Annotated in this window: 18 protein-coding genes; 8 read left to right on the top strand and 10 right to left on the bottom strand. The window is 55.5% G+C overall.

The annotated features are described in order from the left end of the window. Positions 1-9 precede the first annotated feature (9 nt). From ACMXD4_RS11230 to ACMXD4_RS11195, 8 genes are read right to left on the bottom strand one after another with little or no spacing between them, the layout of a single operon-like run. Positions 10-1,215, bottom strand: coding sequence for an NAD(P)/FAD-dependent oxidoreductase (locus tag ACMXD4_RS11230; RefSeq protein ID WP_415878088.1), 1,206 nt, complete (start codon positions 1,213-1,215; stop codon positions 10-12). Positions 1,216-1,233: 18 nt separating this feature from the next. Further along, positions 1,234-1,644 (bottom strand): outer membrane protein assembly factor BamE, encoded by a 411-nt coding sequence (gene bamE / locus ACMXD4_RS11225; protein ID WP_415878087.1) that lies wholly within the window; start codon positions 1,642-1,644, stop codon positions 1,234-1,236. A gap of 46 nt (positions 1,645-1,690) precedes the next feature. Further along, positions 1,691-2,476: a beta-ketoacyl synthase chain length factor gene (locus tag ACMXD4_RS11220; RefSeq protein WP_415878086.1), complete on the bottom strand. Its 786-nt coding sequence runs from the start codon at positions 2,474-2,476 to the stop codon at positions 1,691-1,693. Further along, complete coding sequence (locus ACMXD4_RS11215; protein ID WP_415878085.1) at positions 2,476-3,678, bottom strand: beta-ketoacyl-ACP synthase; 1,203 nt, start codon at positions 3,676-3,678, stop codon at positions 2,476-2,478. The genes ACMXD4_RS11220 and ACMXD4_RS11215 overlap by 1 nt, the downstream gene beginning before the upstream one ends. Further along, the gene (locus ACMXD4_RS11210) at positions 3,678-6,008 is read right to left on the bottom strand and encodes an MMPL family transporter (protein WP_415880809.1); all 2,331 of its coding nucleotides are present in this window, start codon (positions 6,006-6,008) and stop codon (positions 3,678-3,680) included. The genes ACMXD4_RS11215 and ACMXD4_RS11210 overlap by 1 nt, the downstream gene beginning before the upstream one ends. A gap of 3 nt (positions 6,009-6,011) precedes the next feature. After that, positions 6,012-6,644, bottom strand: a complete 633-nt coding sequence (locus ACMXD4_RS11205) for a LolA family protein (protein ID WP_253734430.1) — start codon at positions 6,642-6,644, stop codon at positions 6,012-6,014. After that, on the bottom strand, positions 6,641-7,252 hold the full coding sequence (locus ACMXD4_RS11200; protein WP_171695429.1) for a hypothetical protein: 612 nt from the start codon (positions 7,250-7,252) through the stop codon (positions 6,641-6,643). The genes ACMXD4_RS11205 and ACMXD4_RS11200 overlap by 4 nt, the downstream gene beginning before the upstream one ends. Before the next feature lie 2 nt (positions 7,253-7,254). Next, the gene (locus tag ACMXD4_RS11195; RefSeq protein ID WP_033156258.1) at positions 7,255-7,518 is read right to left on the bottom strand and encodes a phosphopantetheine-binding protein; all 264 of its coding nucleotides are present in this window, start codon (positions 7,516-7,518) and stop codon (positions 7,255-7,257) included. A 142-nt stretch (positions 7,519-7,660) separates the two neighbouring features. On the opposite strand from ACMXD4_RS11195, the gene ACMXD4_RS11190 reads away from it, so the two are divergent. The 4 genes from ACMXD4_RS11190 (at position 7,661) to ACMXD4_RS11175 (ending at position 11,350) form a co-directional block, all read left to right on the top strand. Continuing rightward, on the top strand, positions 7,661-8,167 hold the full coding sequence (locus ACMXD4_RS11190; RefSeq protein ID WP_367650859.1) for a methyltransferase family protein: 507 nt from the start codon (positions 7,661-7,663) through the stop codon (positions 8,165-8,167). 56 nt (positions 8,168-8,223) lie between these two features. After that, positions 8,224-8,466 carry an acyl carrier protein gene (locus tag ACMXD4_RS11185; RefSeq protein ID WP_319963073.1) on the top strand — a complete coding sequence of 81 codons (243 nt, stop codon included), beginning with the start codon at positions 8,224-8,226 and terminating at the stop codon, positions 8,464-8,466. Beyond that, a complete protein-coding gene (locus tag ACMXD4_RS11180; protein ID WP_415880808.1) occupies positions 8,463-9,749 on the top strand; it encodes a hypothetical protein in 1,287 nt (428 codons plus the stop codon). Before ACMXD4_RS11185 ends, ACMXD4_RS11180 begins: the two co-directional genes overlap by 4 nt. A 173-nt stretch (positions 9,750-9,922) precedes the next feature. Then, positions 9,923-11,350, top strand: a complete 1,428-nt coding sequence (locus ACMXD4_RS11175) for an AMP-binding protein (protein WP_415880807.1) — start codon at positions 9,923-9,925, stop codon at positions 11,348-11,350. Between the two features lie 129 nt (positions 11,351-11,479). On the opposite strand, the gene ACMXD4_RS11170 is transcribed toward ACMXD4_RS11175, so the two are convergent. Further along, positions 11,480-12,868 (bottom strand): IS4 family transposase, encoded by a 1,389-nt coding sequence (locus ACMXD4_RS11170; RefSeq protein WP_415878376.1) that lies wholly within the window; start codon positions 12,866-12,868, stop codon positions 11,480-11,482. Between the two features lie 60 nt (positions 12,869-12,928). On the opposite strand from ACMXD4_RS11170, the gene ACMXD4_RS11165 reads away from it, so the two are divergent. The 4 genes from ACMXD4_RS11165 to ACMXD4_RS11150 all read left to right on the top strand — a co-directional run bounded on the left by ACMXD4_RS11165 (position 12,929) and on the right by ACMXD4_RS11150 (position 16,530). Beyond that, a complete protein-coding gene (locus ACMXD4_RS11165) occupies positions 12,929-13,822 on the top strand; it encodes a restriction endonuclease (RefSeq protein WP_415880806.1) in 894 nt (297 codons plus the stop codon). 95 nt (positions 13,823-13,917) lie between these two features. Further along, positions 13,918-14,448, top strand: a complete 531-nt coding sequence (locus ACMXD4_RS11160) for an REP-associated tyrosine transposase (protein WP_415880805.1) — start codon at positions 13,918-13,920, stop codon at positions 14,446-14,448. Between the two features lie 75 nt (positions 14,449-14,523). Further along, complete coding sequence (locus tag ACMXD4_RS11155; protein WP_415880804.1) at positions 14,524-14,958, top strand: GNAT family N-acetyltransferase; 435 nt, start codon at positions 14,524-14,526, stop codon at positions 14,956-14,958. 183 nt (positions 14,959-15,141) lie between these two features. Continuing rightward, on the top strand, positions 15,142-16,530 hold the full coding sequence (locus ACMXD4_RS11150) for an IS4 family transposase (protein WP_415878102.1): 1,389 nt from the start codon (positions 15,142-15,144) through the stop codon (positions 16,528-16,530). A 64-nt stretch (positions 16,531-16,594) separates the two neighbouring features. On the opposite strand, the gene ACMXD4_RS11145 is transcribed toward ACMXD4_RS11150, so the two are convergent. Then, on the bottom strand, positions 16,595-17,338 hold the full coding sequence (locus ACMXD4_RS11145; RefSeq protein WP_415880803.1) for a YkgJ family cysteine cluster protein: 744 nt from the start codon (positions 17,336-17,338) through the stop codon (positions 16,595-16,597). Positions 17,339-17,387: the final 49 nt, after the last annotated feature.

The following is a 17,387-nucleotide window of genomic DNA, read 5'->3' as shown; positions in this document are numbered from 1 at the left end:
CCGGAAAAACTAACTTACACTGCGGCGACCAGCCAGCAGGCTTTGTTGCAGTTTGTTGTCGTCTACCCATAAATCGCCGGCCAACAGTTGCGCGATCTGGGCTTTCAAATCCGGATCGCGGTCGGCTTCGAAAAACAAGTTATGGACAATATTGGATTGATAAAAACGTTCGACGAATAATCGCATCGTATTAAAACCCAGCAAGTACTGGTCATCGTCCTCGGTGTGCAGATAAGGATCGGCTTCCCGCCCGTCGCTTAGCCCAAAATGGACGCGGTCGGCAACCCGGGCGGCGCTGGTGAAGGCTAAAAATACGCCGGACGAAAACACCGGATCGAGGAAGCCGGCCGCATCGCCGCAGCAGGCATAGCGGACCCCGTATCGGCTTTGGTTGGTGTAACTGAAATCCGCTTCAACTCGCACGGGCGCGAATTGCGCCGCCCCTGCTATCAAACGACTCAGGAGCGGCGACGCTGCCAAATAACGGCGCAACAATTCTTCCGCATCGCAGTCCTTGGGACGCTCTTTCTGTACCACCAAGCCCACGCTCAAGCGGCGTCCAGCCAGCGGAATGATCCAGATCCAGCCGATGTCGACGACCGGCACGTATATATTGCCGGAACTGAACAATTCATCGGCCTCCTCGCCCGGTTGAATATCCTCGAAGTGGGTATACACCGCAAATTTGCCCAAATTGTCGATACGTCTGATAGCTTTGTCTTTCCTGCCCATTAACGCGCTGCGGCCCGTGGCATCGATCAAATAGCGGCAGTGGTATTGGCCTTTATCGGACAGGATGTCCACCCCTGCCGGTTGGCAGGCAACGTCCAGTACTTTTTCGTCCTGATGTGTATCGACGCCGTGTTTGCCGGCGTTTTCAAACAGCATCTGATCGAATGGGGCGCGTTCGATCTGGTAGGTCTTGCGATTGATTGCCAACGGAAAATACATGCGCTGTTTGGTGGCTTCGTCGATAAACACCGCTCCGCTTTTCGATAGGTTGCCAGCGCTCCAATCTATCCCCAAGCGTTGGACGACCGGTTCGCTGAACGGCAGCATGGATTCGCCAATGTGAAAACGCGGATGCCTACCGCTCTCCAACAGCAAAACCTTGTGGCCATATTGCGCCAGCAAGGTCGCGGCCGTCGAGCCGGCCGGACCGCCACCGACGACCGCAACATCATAGTCAAAACCGTTTTGCTTATTGTCGGGCATCATTCAGAGCTATATTGATTAATCGTTCGGATAACCGTCTTCGGCTGCATTGTAAATGGCCCTAAACACAGTCCAATGCACGCCGCCGATACCGGCACCGGTGTAAGTAATGATGCCCACACCTTTGTAAAACTCATCGGTGCGCATTACGTCCGGGCCGAAATAAAACGGAATCCAGGCTTTGCCGGTTTGGTAAGACTTGGTGTCGGAGGGTTGGCCGAGAATTTCGTGGACTTGGCCCTGGGTCATCCCCAGCTTGAGTTTGGCGAATGGGCTATTGGCCGGAAAATTACCGTCAATCCGCGATTCCGGGGCGGTGCTTGATTGAGCCGCCGGCGTGCCTGCTTGCGCGGGCGCCTTATTGCTGGATGCGCAGCCGGCGGCCAGCGCTAAAGTGGCGAAGAATGCTAATGTTTTATAGTGCTTCACAGAGATACCTTCCGGTTAGTTTTGTCAGCGGTCAATAGTAGTTCAGTTACCGCGATTTTTCACCATCGCCCGTTTTCGGATAAGCAGAGGCCACTCCTGCATGAACTTGCCAACCCGGCAAATGGGGGCTTAATGCTATGGCTTGCGGTACTCTTCCGGTTAAAGCCGCTTCAAGCAAAGGAATGGCGGCCAAAATGGGCATGCTATTAACCGAATCAGTCCAGTCCGCCGGAAAAATGCTTTCGCCAACTTGCGGTCTGCTAATCTGCATCAGTCGTCCGTCCACAGTTCCAGCCGCCAATAACAAGGCATAGGCAAAAGCCGGATTGCCACAACCGGGAGCCAGATAGCCCGGCCATGCCTCATCGTAACAAACCAATAGCAGTTCACCTCCCTGGCAAGCCAATTGGCACCAGGCTTCCAATAAAGCCATTGCCAAGGTATCCGGTCCTGCCGCCAGAGCGGTGGCTGGCTGGGTACATTGCTGAGCGATACTCCAATAACCCGCCGCGGTATTTTGCACGGAATTGTGAAAAGCGCTGGGCGACATCACCCCGTCCGCTTTGACCAGTTCGTTACAAATCTGATCTGTGGTGTTTATTTCTCCGGCCACGCTGGCAAATATCGCCGGCAAACTTGACGGCGAACGCTGGGCTTGCTCGCAGGCAGCGCTTGCCGCGCTGAAGGCCATCTGCATCGCCTGGCTGCTCCGGCGGCGCAACAGCGGCGGAATGGTCTCTCGATTGATAGCAAAAGCCGGAAACGGCAGGTTAGCCCGAAAGTCGGCGTCCGGCGCACAAACGCCGACGCCAAGCAGGCTCATGCATTCCATTAAGCAGCCTCCAGCAAGACACTGGCATTGTTACCGCCGAAGCCAAACGCATTGCTCAAGATCAGTCGGGGGTTGACGTTCAGTTCTGGTGCGGTTACCAGCGGAAACCGACATTCGGGGTCGGGCACTTGCAAACCGCAGGTGCCGGGTAAAAACCCGCGCTCCAAAGCCAGTAGGCTCACCACGACTTCCACGGCACCGGCCGCCCCCAAAGTATGACCCAGCAAGCCTTTCACCCCGCTACAGGGCGGCGGATTGGCAAACACGCTGGCTACCGCTCTGGCCTCGGCGAGATCGTTTAAAGTGCTGGCGGTGGCATGCAAATTAATGTAATCGACCTCGCGCACATCGCGTCCTGCCAAACGCAAGGCCTGCGCCATTGCCGTGGCAGCCCCAAGCCCCTCCGGGTGCGGCGCACTCATGTGGTGAGCATCTGAAGATTCCCCCACCGCCAACAGTCGGGGCCGATCCGTATTGTCAGTGCTGGGTTTTTCCAACAACAGTAAAGCCGCGCCCTCCCCTATGTTAATCCCTTGACGCCCGGCATCCATCGGTCGGCAAGCGTCTGCCGAGATCAGCTGCAAACTGTTGAAACCGCGCAGCGTCAGGCGGCACAAACTGTCCACGCCAGCCACCAATACCGCATCACAGCAAGCTGTAACGATCAATCTTTGCGCGGCGGCCAAGGCTTTGGCGCTGGACGAACAGGCGGTGGAGATCGCGTAGCACGGCCCTTGCAAACCCAGTTCCAGCTGCAAAAATTCGGCTGTGGCTTGGGCGGTTTGCACTTTGGTGAAATAAAAGTTGTCCGGCATCACGCCGTCTTGCTGCAAGCGCGCATAGGCGTTCTCTGAGTCGTAGATACCGGAGGTACTGGTGCCGAGTATTAAACCGACGCGGGCCGCACCGTAACGGGCGACCGCCCTCTCCACCTCGGCGCGAAAACCGCCCTGTTCCAAAGCTTTTAATGCCAAGCGGGCATTGCGGGAATTGTAGGTTTGCAAATCAGGCCGAATGTCGGGTAAGGCTGAAGTCACTTCACCCACTACCGTATCAAAAGGAATATCGAACAAGCTTAGCGGTTTCAGGCAAGGACGATTGGCTAGTAGACTGGCGTACAAAGCGTCCACATCGTCACCGCCGGCGCTGACGCACTGGTAGGCCGTGACGGCGACTGGAGAAATCAGTGGGGAAATAGGCATTAATTCTTTGGCTTTTGGATCAGTAAGGGACAAAGCAGAAAACCCAAGCTCACGCCCAAGCTTACCGACAGTGCCAGAATTGGCAAGGTGGGCGTCTTACCCAAGCCCATGGCACCGAAGGAGGCAATCGTAGTCAGAGTGGATGAGGCAATCGCGTGGTAAGTCACATCGGCATCTTGGCCGCGGTTGTCGATAAAAAAAATGCCGTAATCCACACACAACGACACCGATAACAACAAGCCGATCACATGCAGAAAACTGACTTCCTCCCCCAGCAGCGCCCACGTGGCAAAAATGAACAGCACGCCAGCCAGCGAAGGCAGCAAGGTCAAACACACTTTGTGCAGGTCGCGTTGTTGCAGCCAAATAAACCAGGCCATCACGACTATGCCTATGCCCAGCATCATTAAAGACCGATCCCGATATTTCCCCGCCAACTGATCCAGCTGATCTTTTTGGCTGAAGTACCGCGTGCCTTCCAAGCCGGCCAAACCGGCTGTCAATTTGGCGGGATCGTGCTCGCCCAACCACAGCGATAACATCACCCCGGATTGCCCGCTGACTATTTGCCCGGACAGAATATGTCTGACAGGCGAATCCATCACCCAATCAGCTTGCAGTGCATCGGGTGACGCAGGCGCTAACGTCCCTAACTTCTCGACCGACAAGCCCGCCTGAGCTAAGCCGGCTTGCCAAGCTTGCTGAAATTCAGGCGTCAGGCCACGTTGGTAAACTTGGCTATTTTCGGTTTGCAACTGCGCAGATACCAACCACGGAAACAGGCCGTGATATTCGCTAATGACTCCCGCTTGCTTTAAAGACTGCAACCGGCGTTCGGCGGCTTCGGATCGTTGCAGCGCAGTTTCCCAGTCGTCGGCTTGTATCAACACAAAACGGCCCGGTTCGATACTGGAAAAATGCGCGCGCACTGCCGCATCCTGCTGTTTCAAGCTATCCATATTGACTGCCAGTTGCTGCATATCGCTCATCCAACGAATCTGCGGCAGACACAGCACAGCCATGACGACGCTGGCGGCGAACAGACCCAGCAAGATTTTCCGGTGCCGGCCGCAAAAATCCACCCAAGCGCCGATGCCGGGCAAATGCGCGGCGTGTAGCGATGAATTGACCAGCAAAGCCGGCAATACCCAACGGGTCAAGCTCAGCGAGCCGACGACACTGGCCAAGGCAAACACGGCAATTTGCTCAAAGCCTGGAAAGCCGGTAAAGCCCAAGGCCCCGTAGCCGATCACGGTCGTTAAGCCGCCCATCAACAGACTGGGCCACAACAGCTTGGCCGCCGATAGCGGGGTGTTGCGATGCTTGGCGCAATGCACCATCACATGAATCGGATAATCCGAGGAGATGCCGATCAAACTGGCGCCCAAGGCCAGCGTCAGACTGTGGACTTGCGGAAAGACTAACGCCGTTGCCAGGGTGCCGATTACAAACGACGCGCCTTGCACCATCATCACCCAATGCAAAGCCGAAAACGAATGAAACAGGAATAAAAATACCAGCGCCACCGCCAAACTGGACACCACCGACACCAGGGTCACATCCTGGCTAATTTCGCTTTGCGCGGCGACGCTGAACACCGGCACCCCAGCCATCGACAATTTGAAACCCTCCCCGGCCGCGGCGTTTAATGCCACGAAATTGGCCTGTATCGCCCCTTGCAAACGTGTCTGCGCTGCCGAATCCAGCGCCGCCGGCCGGCTTTGCAGGATTAACGCGCCACCCTGACTGCGTTTGGCTTGCTGCTGAAACTGTCCCTGTAACGCCTTAAAGCCGTTTAAAGACAGCAACAACGGATCTTGCTTGGCAATAGTTTTTACAAAGCTGCCTTGCGGCGACAGCAAGGCTTGCTTCAATCCTGCGGCTTTGGCCGGCAACTGGCTGGGATCAAACAATTCAGGCGCGTCTTGTTCGGGGTTTAGACTGAACAGCCGGGCGTGGTAAGGCGCGTAAGTAGCTACGGCATCGACCCAGTCGCGGGGTGGCTGATCGGCCGGCCACACCTGCTCCACGTCATCCAGTTTCGCTAACTGACTAAGCAAGCTCGCAGTGAATGTGGCCACGGACATCGGGGCTTCACCTCCAACTGTGGAGTCTGCAGCGGGGGCATGATCGGACTTTTCCACCACCAGCAAATAGCGCCGCGACAGTTCGCCTGACTTCAACAAGCCGGCCAACAGCCGGGAGTCTTCATCGTCGGTCGCGGTAAAAAAAGCGTTCAGGTCTGTCTCGACCTTGATCTGCCAGAACGTGATTGCCAACAATAAGGGAAACAGCAGCACGAACCAGCGCTTTCGCCAGACAAAAGACATGCCCTATTCTCCGCTGGCTTCCCGCAACAAACTGGGGAGCGAATAGTCCTGTTGTTGTGCTGCCGTGGCTTTGTGCATGCGGTATTCGGTGGATTCGCCGTCCGGCTGTTTGATTAAAATGCGCCGTTGCTGGTCTTGGTCATCGCCGGATAATTCAATGGAAGGGAGATCATCACCGCTCAACTCGGGTTTCGGCGTCAAGCGCAAAGTCCATTGCGGGCCTTGCTTGTCGGCGGCGATGGCATAATTAAGCTGCAATTCTTCGGTACGGCCTTGCAGGATGCTGCGAAACACCTTGATTTGCTCGCCCGCCGGCCCCGCCGAATCCAAAGCCGCGCTGTGACGCTGGTTTTGCTGCGGGTCCCAGTAAAGCATGCGCTGTTCGGTGATCGCCATGATCACCCGCGCCGGTTGCAGTTGCAATTTGACCAGGCTACCGTCGGCGCCGGACAGCATGTAGCCTTGTCCGTGCCATGGCGCGTCTGCCAGTTCCAGTACGCGGGTTTCCTCATACTGAAACTGCGCCTGACCTGTTTGGCGGATTCGAGTCAATAACTCGCTCAGCACCGTGTCATCAGCCCATCCAAACATGGGGAACACGGCCAAAAGTAAAAACAGCGTGCGTTGAATCGTCATCCCTTGAATACCTTATGGCCGTTCGTGGCGATGCATTTGAAAGTTTCCAACGCTGGCGGAATCTCCAAATCGGGAAAGCGTCGATGCCGGTAAAACCATTCGCCGGTTCCCAGTAGGCCCATCAATAGATACACCACCACGCCGGTATAAAGCGCCCAAGCGGTCTGCCCCATGATAGCCGGCAGCGCGGCGCAGATCGCGATGTTGACGGCAAAGAACAAGGTCCAAACCCAGGTCAGGTTCCGGCAATATTCGGCTATACCCGGCACTAACTCGGGAAACTGCAAACGCACCAAGCGTTCGATAAAAGAAGGTGGCGACCACAAGGTATGCCCGAACAAAAATGTCAGCCACAAATAGGCAAATGATGGCACCAGCCAGACAAAATAGGTCGTGGCAAAATAAGCGCCGGCTAGCAACACCGCAGCCAGTAAAAAACTAAGCAAACGCGAGATTAGCCCGGACGAGGTAAAACCGCGCCACAAGGTCAGCGCAGCGAAGACGATGAGTTCAAAGCTGGCAAATCCCAGGCCGGCCAGGTAGGCACTCAGAAAAGGATAAGCGACGACGATACCGGCGATAATCAGCGGTTTGACGACCTGCCCCATGGTTAACGGGTGCGATTAGCGGCGACGAATTCGGCGAGCGAGCGGAGAGAGAGAAAGATCTGATTATTGCGTTCGTCGCCGGAGGTGATCTTGATGCCGTATTGCCGGTCCAGCATCACGCCGATTTCCAGCGCGTCGATAGAGTCCAAGCCCAATCCACCGCCGAACAAAGCATCATCCGGTGACAGGTCATCAGGGACGATGTCTTCCAGGAGCAAGCCCTCGATAAGCATGGTTTTCAATTGGCTGATCAAGTCTTCTGACATGGCTGTTCAAGTTCCATTAACAAACGCCGGATTCTACACAAATTCCCGCAGCGGTTCAAAATCACTTGGATTGCGGCGCGCGGAATGCCAAAATTGCCGCAAGCTTAGCCCATCCGAACTTCCAAACCCGACAGACCGATACGTGCGTCCTTTCCTGGCCTTCAAAATCCTGCTATTCACGCTGCTCGTTCCCGGCGCGGTGTTGGTTTACATGCCTTACTGGGTACTTTCCGACTCAGCCGGTAACTTGCAGCCGGCCAACCTGGCCTGGGCTCCGCCCGCCGGCTTTTGTATTATCCTGGGTTTGGCTAGTTATCTACGCTGTGCTTGGGATTTTGCTATCACCGGTTTGGGCACACCCGCGCCTATCGATCCCCCGCAGAAACTGGTAGTGAGCGGCTTGTATCGGCGGACCCGCAATCCGATGTTTCAAGGCGTATTGTTGGTGCTGCTAGCGGAATGTTTGCTATACGCCGATCCGGGCCTGATAGTCTATGCCGGCTCGATTGCGCTGTTTTTTCATACTACCGTGGTGTTTCGCGAAGAACCGGATTTGACCAGCCGGTTTGGCGCGTCTTACAGCCATTATTGTCGGCAAGTGCCGCGCTGGGGTTTTGCGTCAAAAGCCTTTTCCCCGGAGCCGATTTAACGCGAGTGCTGCGCTTTGACTAGGATTTGTTTTTAACTCACCCACCTCTTGCTGCCATGAAGGAAATACTCAAGCATTTCATCTTTGCCGAACTGATTTACCACGAAGACCCGGCCACATTCGGCGACGACGACAACCTGTTGGACGCCGGCCTGGATAGCATGGGCATCATGCGTTTAATCATGTTCGCCGAGAAAGAATTCGGCGTGACGCTGCCTGACACCGAAATCGAACCGGATAACGTCGGCAGTCTGAACTCGCTGGAAAGCTGGATCCGCCGTAGCGGTTACGCCGGATGACAAACTCTCAAGAACAGCTCTTCAATCCCGGCGATTATTTTACCTACGTACTCGATCAAGAAATTCGCAACGCCGGGATGCCCGGCGGATATTGCGGGTTTGCCTTGCGACTGGCTGACACCCCTGATTTGGCCGACCTGCAAAAGCGCTTGGATCTGCTGGTGGAACGCTTTCCGCAAGCATCCGCCACGATCCAGCCTCGCGGTAAGCGTTTTGCGTGGGTCGCCACCGGTAATCCAATCCCACTGGAACTTCACGAATGCCAGCCGAGCGCCGATGAAGCCGACGAAACCAAACGCTTATTGCTGGACATTTTTAATCGCCCGGAATCCCGGCCGCTGACCGTGCACTGGATAGCCGGTGCAGATGGCGGCACTTTGCTGCTGATCTGGCTGCATCCCTTGCTGGACGCGCGCGGTTGCAAGATATTGCTGGACTTTCTGTCGTCCGAGCGGCCGGAAAGCTTCAAGGAGTCTTCGTCCTTAATCGAAGCCAAATTGGCGCAATGGAGTTTCTGGAAAAAACTGCAATTATTCTTCAAAGCCAAGCGCCATAACACCGCCGCCAACAGCCTAGATAGCTGCCTGCCAACGCAAGTGGAACAAGGCCCGCAACGCCTGCAATTAAAAGTACAGCGTTTCGACGCCGAGCAGTCGCAACGCATCGCCAAACTGGCGCAGCAAACCACGGGTCTGACTGGCCGCACTTTGTACTACCTAGGCTGCTTTATGCGCGCCATGGAATCGGTCGGCCCGCCGGCGGCGAAAGACGGTTACTGCATCCCCTATGCCTTTAATTTGCGTCGGCAGAATGCGCCGACGCCGGTTTTTGGCAATCACATCGGCTGCTTGTTTGCCCGCGCCACTCGCGAGCAGGTGCGGGATAGAACAGGCTTGTTTGCGCACTTACTCAGCGAACATCAGCAAGTGGTGCGCGATGAGCTGGACCTGGCCTACCTGCCGCTGATGTGGCTGGGACAATGGCTGGCACCGGCCAAGTACGCCAAAATTTTACGTAAGCAACACAGCGGCGGCGAGTTGAGCTCGCTGTGGTTCTCCGACATCGGCGACTTGTCCTGGAGTAAGAAAGGCTTTCTCAGTGTGCCGGTCAGCAATCTATCGTTGATGTGCTGGATGACTTTACCGCCAGGTTTGGCGCTGCTGGCCAGCCAGCTCGACGGTAAGTTGATTTTGTCTTACAGCTACTTGTCGCCGGCAATCGACGAAGCGTGGCTGAATGCGGTGATCGCGCGGATGGATGCCGAGTTATTGGATAGCCAATAATACGCACCTATGCCCTGGCTAACTATAGTTCCCACGCTCCAGCGTGGGAATGCGGCTAGAACCGCTCAAGCGTTTCGGGACGCTGGAGCGTCCCAGGCCTGGCTCCCTTTATGCCCCGTGGGTAAGCCGGAGCATGGGAGCGATAAGCACTTTATTTTATGAATTAGCCACCCATGCTGCTAAAACCTTTTCTACACCAATGCCAACTCCAACCCGACACCCTGGCCTTGCAAGAGCAAGACCGACAATTCAGCTATCGGCAATTGCTGCAACAGGCCCAAACCATCGCCGCTGCGTTGCAAACCAGGGGCATCCGCCCCGGCCAGCCGGTCGCGGTGCATCTGGATCGCGGTATCGATGCCGCCTGCGCGCTGTTCGGTGTCTTGTTGGCGGGAGCCTGCTATGTGCCTTTAGATCTGAAGAATCCGGCCCCCAGATTGAATTTTATCGTCGCCGACGCTCAGGTGCACACGGTATTGGGGACCGGCGCAATGCCGGCTTGGCTGGATGAAAGCCTGTGGCAGGACATCAACACTTGCTCAACCTCCCTCCCCGCAACCGTTGACATTCCCGCCGAAGCGCTGGCGGCGATTTTGTATACCTCCGGCTCCACCGGCCAACCGCGCGGCGTAGCGCTTAGTCATCGGGCGATTTTGGCGTTCACAACCTGGGCCGCAGACTTGCTGGCCTTAACCCCTGCCGACCGCATCGCCAGCAGCGCACCGTTTTTCTTCGATCTATCCACCTTTGATCTTTACGCCGTATTAGGCTGCGGTGCCAGCCTGCATTTCATCCCGGCCGGCTTGACTATGGCCCCGGCTAGGTTGAGCGCGTGGCTGAGCGAACACGCCATCAGCGGTTGGTACACCGTGCCATCCTTGCTGGCCTTCCTCGCCTACAAGGGCAATTTAACGCAAACCCCGCTCGCCGCGTTGCGCTTTCTCATCTTCGCCGGCGAAGTGTTTCCCATCCCTGCCCTTATCGATCTGGCAGCCAGTTTGCCACAAGCGGCGCTGTACAATTTCTTCGGCCCCACCGAAACCAATGTCTGCTGCTATTGGCCGGTACAACGCGAGCGCTTGATCGCCGATCAAGCCATCCCCATAGGCTGGCCCGCCGCCGGTTGCGAACTGAGCTTGCTAGCCGATACCGGTGAATTGCTGGCGCGCGGACCGACGTTGGCCAGCGGCTACTGGCGCGATGGCCGGGTGCAAGCCTTTTTAAACGCCGACGGCTGGTACGCCACCGGCGACCGCGCCAGCGTGGAACAAGGCGAATACCGCTTCCACGGTCGCCTGGGGCGGATGCTGAAATGCTCCGGCTATCGCGTCGAACCGGCGGAAATCGAAGCCGTAGTCAACACCATCGTCGGCGTCAAAGGCTGCGCGGTGATTGGGATAAACGACCCCACCGCCGGCCAACGCCCAGCGCTGGCGGTGGTTTTGGAAGCGGAGATGAGCATCGCCGAGGTTCGCAAGGTACTGAGCCAACGTTTACCGGCTTACATGCAACCAAGCCGGTATCTGGTTTTGGAAGAGTTGCCGAGATTGGCGAATGGGAAGATGGATTACATTCACTTAGCAATTATGCTTATAGCCTAAAGTTCGGGCGTAGATATAACTGATTGCTTCTATTGCTAGGGTAATTGCAATCGCAGATGATATAGGGACGCATGGTAGTCGCGACGCTGGAGCGTCTGGGACGGCGTTCCCACGCTGGAGCGCTCATCGTTATACACATCTCATTGCGAGATCCTGTTGAGCATTGAGGGCGATGACAAAATCGCGCAAGCGCTGTAAGCCGATCCACATGGCCTTGGCACCCGGTGGACCATCGTGTTTGCGGGCAAAATAACCGCCTAAGCTTGCAATCAGTCGGATTACCTCACCGAGGCGCGGTGGCGTGAGCGGTGGTGGACAGCGCTTGACGACGATATAAGCCGCTCGCCACTCCTGCGGATCGAAAATAATCTCGCAATCCATGTCCGGCGCTGCGCGCGCGAGCATCAGGCTGAATAACACCCGCCAGGCAATAACCATATAGAGCGCCAAACAAGGTAGTAGCCGTTCTTCCGATTCCAGATGTAGCCGCTTGATCTGGCAACCGCTCTTCAATACATGGAAGTACACTTCGATACACCAGCGCACGCCATACCACGCCACCACCGTAGTCGCTTGCTCGAAACTCGCCACAGGCAAACTGGTCAGCAGGAGCCATTCCAAGGGTTCCTTGCCGGCTGGCGGCGTCTCTTCGCGCGCCAGCACCGCGTTGATGCTCAATGCCGGCAGTCGATACCCAATACGCGTTGGCGGCTTGAGGGGCACCGTGGCGGCGCGTACCGTGATATGCGCCAGTCGCGCTGCACGGTTCGGCCGCGACTTGACATTAACCTCGGTATAACCCATGACCGGCGCTTGATCCAGGGCCGACCATAGCCATTTCGCCGCATTTTCCGGCTCGACCAGAAGGTCTCGGTTCTGCGTCGCCCGAACAATCCATTCAGCGCGAGCAGTCGGCGCATAGTCTTGGTATTCGACAAACCATTCGTAAATGTCGCCCTCGCGGTCGGCGAGATTGACCAATAAACTGTCCGGCATTTGCGCCTGTAAGGCACAGCTATCCTGATAGCTTTCGAGCCAGTGCCGACTTTCTTTTTCGTCCACGCCTTTGTGCCGCCGCGCTTGTCGCGGGCTGGCGCCGTCACGCGCCCAATACGCTGCCTTGACGACACCCAAGCAAATCCGCGACGGCGTAAAGGCGATGGTCGGATGTAGTCGGCGCGCATGTTTCGCCATCTCTTTCAAAGTACCGAGACCTTTTGGCCCCAAACAAATGTTTTCGTCGTACTCCGTCGTGTCCTGCGCCAGCAATACGACCGGGCTGCTCTTCATCCGTTCGACCGTGGCATCTCGATGCGGCGCCAGTATCTTTTTGAAAGTCGCCTTATCATTGTCGAAAAACCGGTAAGCGCCCATCGTCTCCTTCCAGCCGCCACAGGCCGCCGGGATGCTGAGCTGGGGATGTTCGCCTAATCGCTCCAGTAACAATGCCAATCGTTTATTCAGGCGCCGATCTTCCAGATCGGCGGTTTGGACTTCGTCTTCGGCCCAGGTGCTCATCGCTGTTCTCCATCATCTATATGCCTCATGTCTCCTGGTAGTTTAGTCGTTGGGAGACTTGTGTATAACGATGAGCGCTGGAGCGTGGGAACGATACAAATCAGGGATGATTTACAGAAACTTTATAATTATTTGTTGGGCGTCAAATCCATGAGTTCCCGAATCTGGCAGTACAGAAGCCAAACACAATCAGCTCCTCTTCTATCGGCAGTTTTTGGGAGCAGCGCTTGCCCCTGCTGCAAAGGTGGCCCGGCGCTATCAATCACAGACCGGAAAGATGAATCTGATGGCCGAAGGTATTCTCAATACATCAAAGTAATGCGTTGTGAATCGTGTGGCTGGTGGTTCGCATCTGACGACCAGTGGGATAGTTCATGCGGTTCATTACCAGACCGCGCAATTCGAATTCTTACCGCAACTGGAGCCGCCCTACGCACGTTTTCGCCGGGGCCGGATGAACACCAGCTAGCCTTGCTTGAAAGCGAAATTCAAGCACATCTACTTGGCCGAGGCTCTTCAACCGCTTGGACTGCTTTAGAAGATGTAACCAAGGGCGTGTTCAGAGAGTTCGGCTACGACGCGCGAGTAACTGCTAAATCGAAGGACGGGGGCATTGATGTCATCGTCGATCATGACAAGCATGGAGATGTTTACGCTCAGGTCAAACACACCAAGAACAAGGTTGGAGTGCGTGTTCTTAGAGAACTCATTGGAACAATGGCTATCAATGGTTCCACCATTTCTCTACTTGTCACCTCATCAGGCTTCACTCGCGGTGTGACTAAAGAACAAGCTCTTGCAGCACAGCGAGGTTTTGTGGTGGAACTCATTGATGGTGAGCGCCTTATTGCGTCGCTTAATCTGGCCTATCGTCTTAACCCGCCTACGGTTACTGAGGTACTGGCTGTCGCTAAGCCAGCCGTTGAACTCATCAGAGATGAGGTCGACATTTGACCGCTAGACGCCCAACCCATCATGGTAATCGTTCCCACGCTCCGCGTGGAAACGCAGCCCCGGACGCTCCAGCGTCCTGAACAAACAACTAGCCCATGGGCAGAAGTCGCTACACCATCACTGAACTCCAGCAAGCCCATTTCATGACCTGTACGGTTGTGGAATGGCTACCGGTATTTACTCGACCAGATACCGTGCAAATCCTTCTCGACTGCTGGCAATATCAACAGCAACAGCTCGGTTTGAAACTTTATGGCTACGTAATTCTGGAAAACCATCTGCATTTCGTCGCTCAGAGTACCTCGCTGGATAAATGCGTTGCCAGCTTCAAAGCCTATACCGCGCGGCGGATTATCGATCATCTGCAAGCGAAACGAGCCGAACATTTATTGCAGAGATTACGGTTTGCCAAATGCGCTCACAAGCATGATCGGGAGTTTCAGTTCTGGCAGGAAGGCGTGCATGCGGAGCTGATTCTTAATGAAGTGATGATGCGGGAGAAGTTGGATTATATTCATGCCAATCCGGTGAAGCGGGGTTATGTAAATTTGCCTGAGCATTGGCGTTACTCCAGTGCCGCGAATTACGCAGGACTGGGCGGCTTGATCGACATCGATACTTGGTAGCCGTGACGCTGGAGCGTCTGGGGCGGCATTCCCACGCTGGAGCGTAGGAATGAAACACAACATTTGGCTTACTTTATGACCGCTTTTACCCTGATCGACGCAGCAGAGCATGACAAACATTTCATATTTAAAGCGTTCAAGCTATCGATGCGCGATTACATCGATTGGGCATGGGGCTGGGATGATGAGTTTCAACATACCGGTTTCTGGAAAAACCTACAGCTGCAAAACTTCAAACTGATTTGCATCGGCAACGAACCTGCCGGCGCTATCTATGTGCAGGAGAGCGCGCAAAGTCATTGGGTTCGCACCCTGTTTCTGCTACCTAAATTTCAAAGACGGGGAATAGGCTCCACTTTGCTGGCACAAGAAGCTTTGCGGGCCAAAAACCTGAATAAGAAATTGGTACTGGACGTGATAAAGATCAACCCGGCAAAACGTCTCTACGACCGGATGGGCTTCAGAGTTATTGGTGAAGACCGGGCGCTATATCACATGGAATTAGGCTGATACTTGTAATTGTGTCGAGCTGGATGGTTGCACTTTGGTAGTCGTGACGCTGGAGCGTCCGGGGCTTCATTCCCCCACGCTGGAGCGCTCATCGTTATACACAAGTCTCCCAACGACTAAACTACCAGGAGGCAGGAGGCATGAGGCATGAGGCATGAGGCATATAGATGATGGAGAACAGCGATGAGCAATTGGGCCGAAGAAGAAGTACAAACCGCTGATTTGGAAGATCGGCGCCTGAATAAACGATTGGCATTGTTACTGGAGCGATTAGGCGAACATCCCCAGCTCAGCATCCCGGCGGCCTGTGGCGGCTGGAAGGAGACGATGGGCGCTTACCGGTTTTTCGACAATGATAAGGCGACTTTCAAAAAGATACTGGCGCCGCATCGAGATGCCACGGTCGAACGGATGAAGAGCAGCCCGGTCGTATTGCTGGCGCAGGACACGACGGAGTACGACGAAAACATTTGTTTGGGGCCAAAAGGTCTCGGTACTTTGAAAGAGATGGCGAAACATGCGCGCCGACTACATCCGACCATCGCCTTTACGCCGTCGCGGATTTGCTTGGGTGTCGTCAAGGCAGCGTATTGGGCGCGTGACGGCGCCAGCCCGCGACAAGCGCGGCGGCACAAAGGCGTGGACGAAAAAGAAAGTCGGCACTGGCTCGAAAGCTATCAGGATAGCTGTGCCTTACAGGCGCAAATGCCGGACAGTTTATTGGTCAATCTCGCCGACCGCGAGGGCGACATTTACGAATGGTTTGTCGAATACCAAGACTATGCGCCGACTGCTCGCGCTGAATGGATTGTTCGGGCGACGCAGAACCGAGACCTTCTGGTCGAGCCGGAAAATGCGGCGAAATGGCTATGGTCGGCCCTGGATCAAGCGCCGGTCATGGGTTATACCGAGGTTAATGTCAAGTCGCGGCCGAACCGTGCAGCGCGACTGGCGCATATCACGGTACGCGCCGCCACGGTGCCCCTCAAGCCGCCAACGCGTATTGGGTATCGACTGCCGGCATTGAGCATCAACGCGGTGCTGGCGCGCGAAGAGACGCCGCCAGCCGGCAAGGAACCCTTGGAATGGCTCCTGCTGACCAGTTTGCCTGTGGCGAGTTTCGAGCAAGCGACTACGGTGGTGGCGTGGTATGGCGTGCGCTGGTGTATCGAAGTGTACTTCCATGTATTGAAGAGCGGTTGCCAGATCAAGCGGCTACATCTGGAATCGGAAGAACGGCTACTACCTTGTTTGGCGCTCTATATGGTTATTGCCTGGCGGGTGTTATTCAGCCTGATGCTCGCGCGCGCAGCGCCGGACATGGATTGCGAGATTATTTTCGATCCGCAGGAGTGGCGAGCGGCTTATATCGTCGTCAAGCGCTGTCCACCACCGCTCACGCCACCGCGCCTCGGTGAGGTAATCCGACTGATTGCAAGCTTAGGCGGTTATTTTGCCCGCAAACACGATGGTCCACCGGGTGCCAAGGCCATGTGGATCGGCTTACAGCGCTTGCGCGATTTTGTCATCGCCCTCAATGCTCAACAGGATCTCGCAATGAGATGTGTATAACGATGAGCGCTGGAGCGTGGGAACGATAAGCTAATTCCATCGTTTCCAGCGGCATCAAGTAACATCACGGATTCGCCATATAGTCAAAAAACTCCCTCAGCCAAGCCTCGCCACGCTTTTTTGGAAATTGGTTGGGGTGTTTTTTGACCCATTGCAAGGCGTAAATCATCGGCACCGAATCCAGGTCTTTGATATGGCTGGTGCGCCAAAGTTTGCGGACAATTTTGGACACCTGAAATTTTAACTCGATGTGCCTGACGTGTTCCGGTGTGGGGTTTTGGCAATGTTCGGCCGGGGATGTCACCAAATATTCTCGGCAAGCCAAGGGCCGTACCGGGTGGATGGAGCAGCTTTCCGCTTCCAAAAACGGACAGGGCACCCCTTGCTGAAAATAGCTCAGCGCGTGTTGCTGCACCGCTTCGTGGTTGGTGCCTTCAGCCAGCATCTGTTCGAGCCGGCTCAACCACTGGATTGCGTCCAGTTTTTCGCAAGCATCGGCAAAGCGTTGCTTGACAGCCGAGCGTCTGGGCTCGGGCAATTGTTCGACCACACCGGCGATTTGATAAGCTTCAAACTCCGCCAACGGCACGACTTGTCGGCAGCAGGCCCCGCAACCGGCTTGGCAGGAGATAGTCTCCTGGTCCGCAACAAAGGCAGCCACTGCGGTTTCGACAAATGTGTTGTTGATGCGATGCAGTGCCGGCAGCATCGCCACCGGCGTCACTTTTTCCGTTGGTGCGCTGAATTTCAGCTCGATAGGCTTGCCGTAAAGCGTTAGTTTGACGTTGGCGGGTGTGGTTTTGCTCATGCGTGCTTTTAAGTTATTGATAATTGCTAGCCAGGCTTACTCTGGTTGA

The sequence above is a fragment of the Methylomonas sp. TEB genome (assembly GCF_047777895.1).
In the GTDB taxonomy this organism is placed as follows: domain Bacteria; phylum Pseudomonadota; class Gammaproteobacteria; order Methylococcales; family Methylomonadaceae; genus Methylomonas.
Note: the sequence above shows the minus strand (reverse complement) of the source record. Positions and strands in the feature narration are given on the sequence as shown.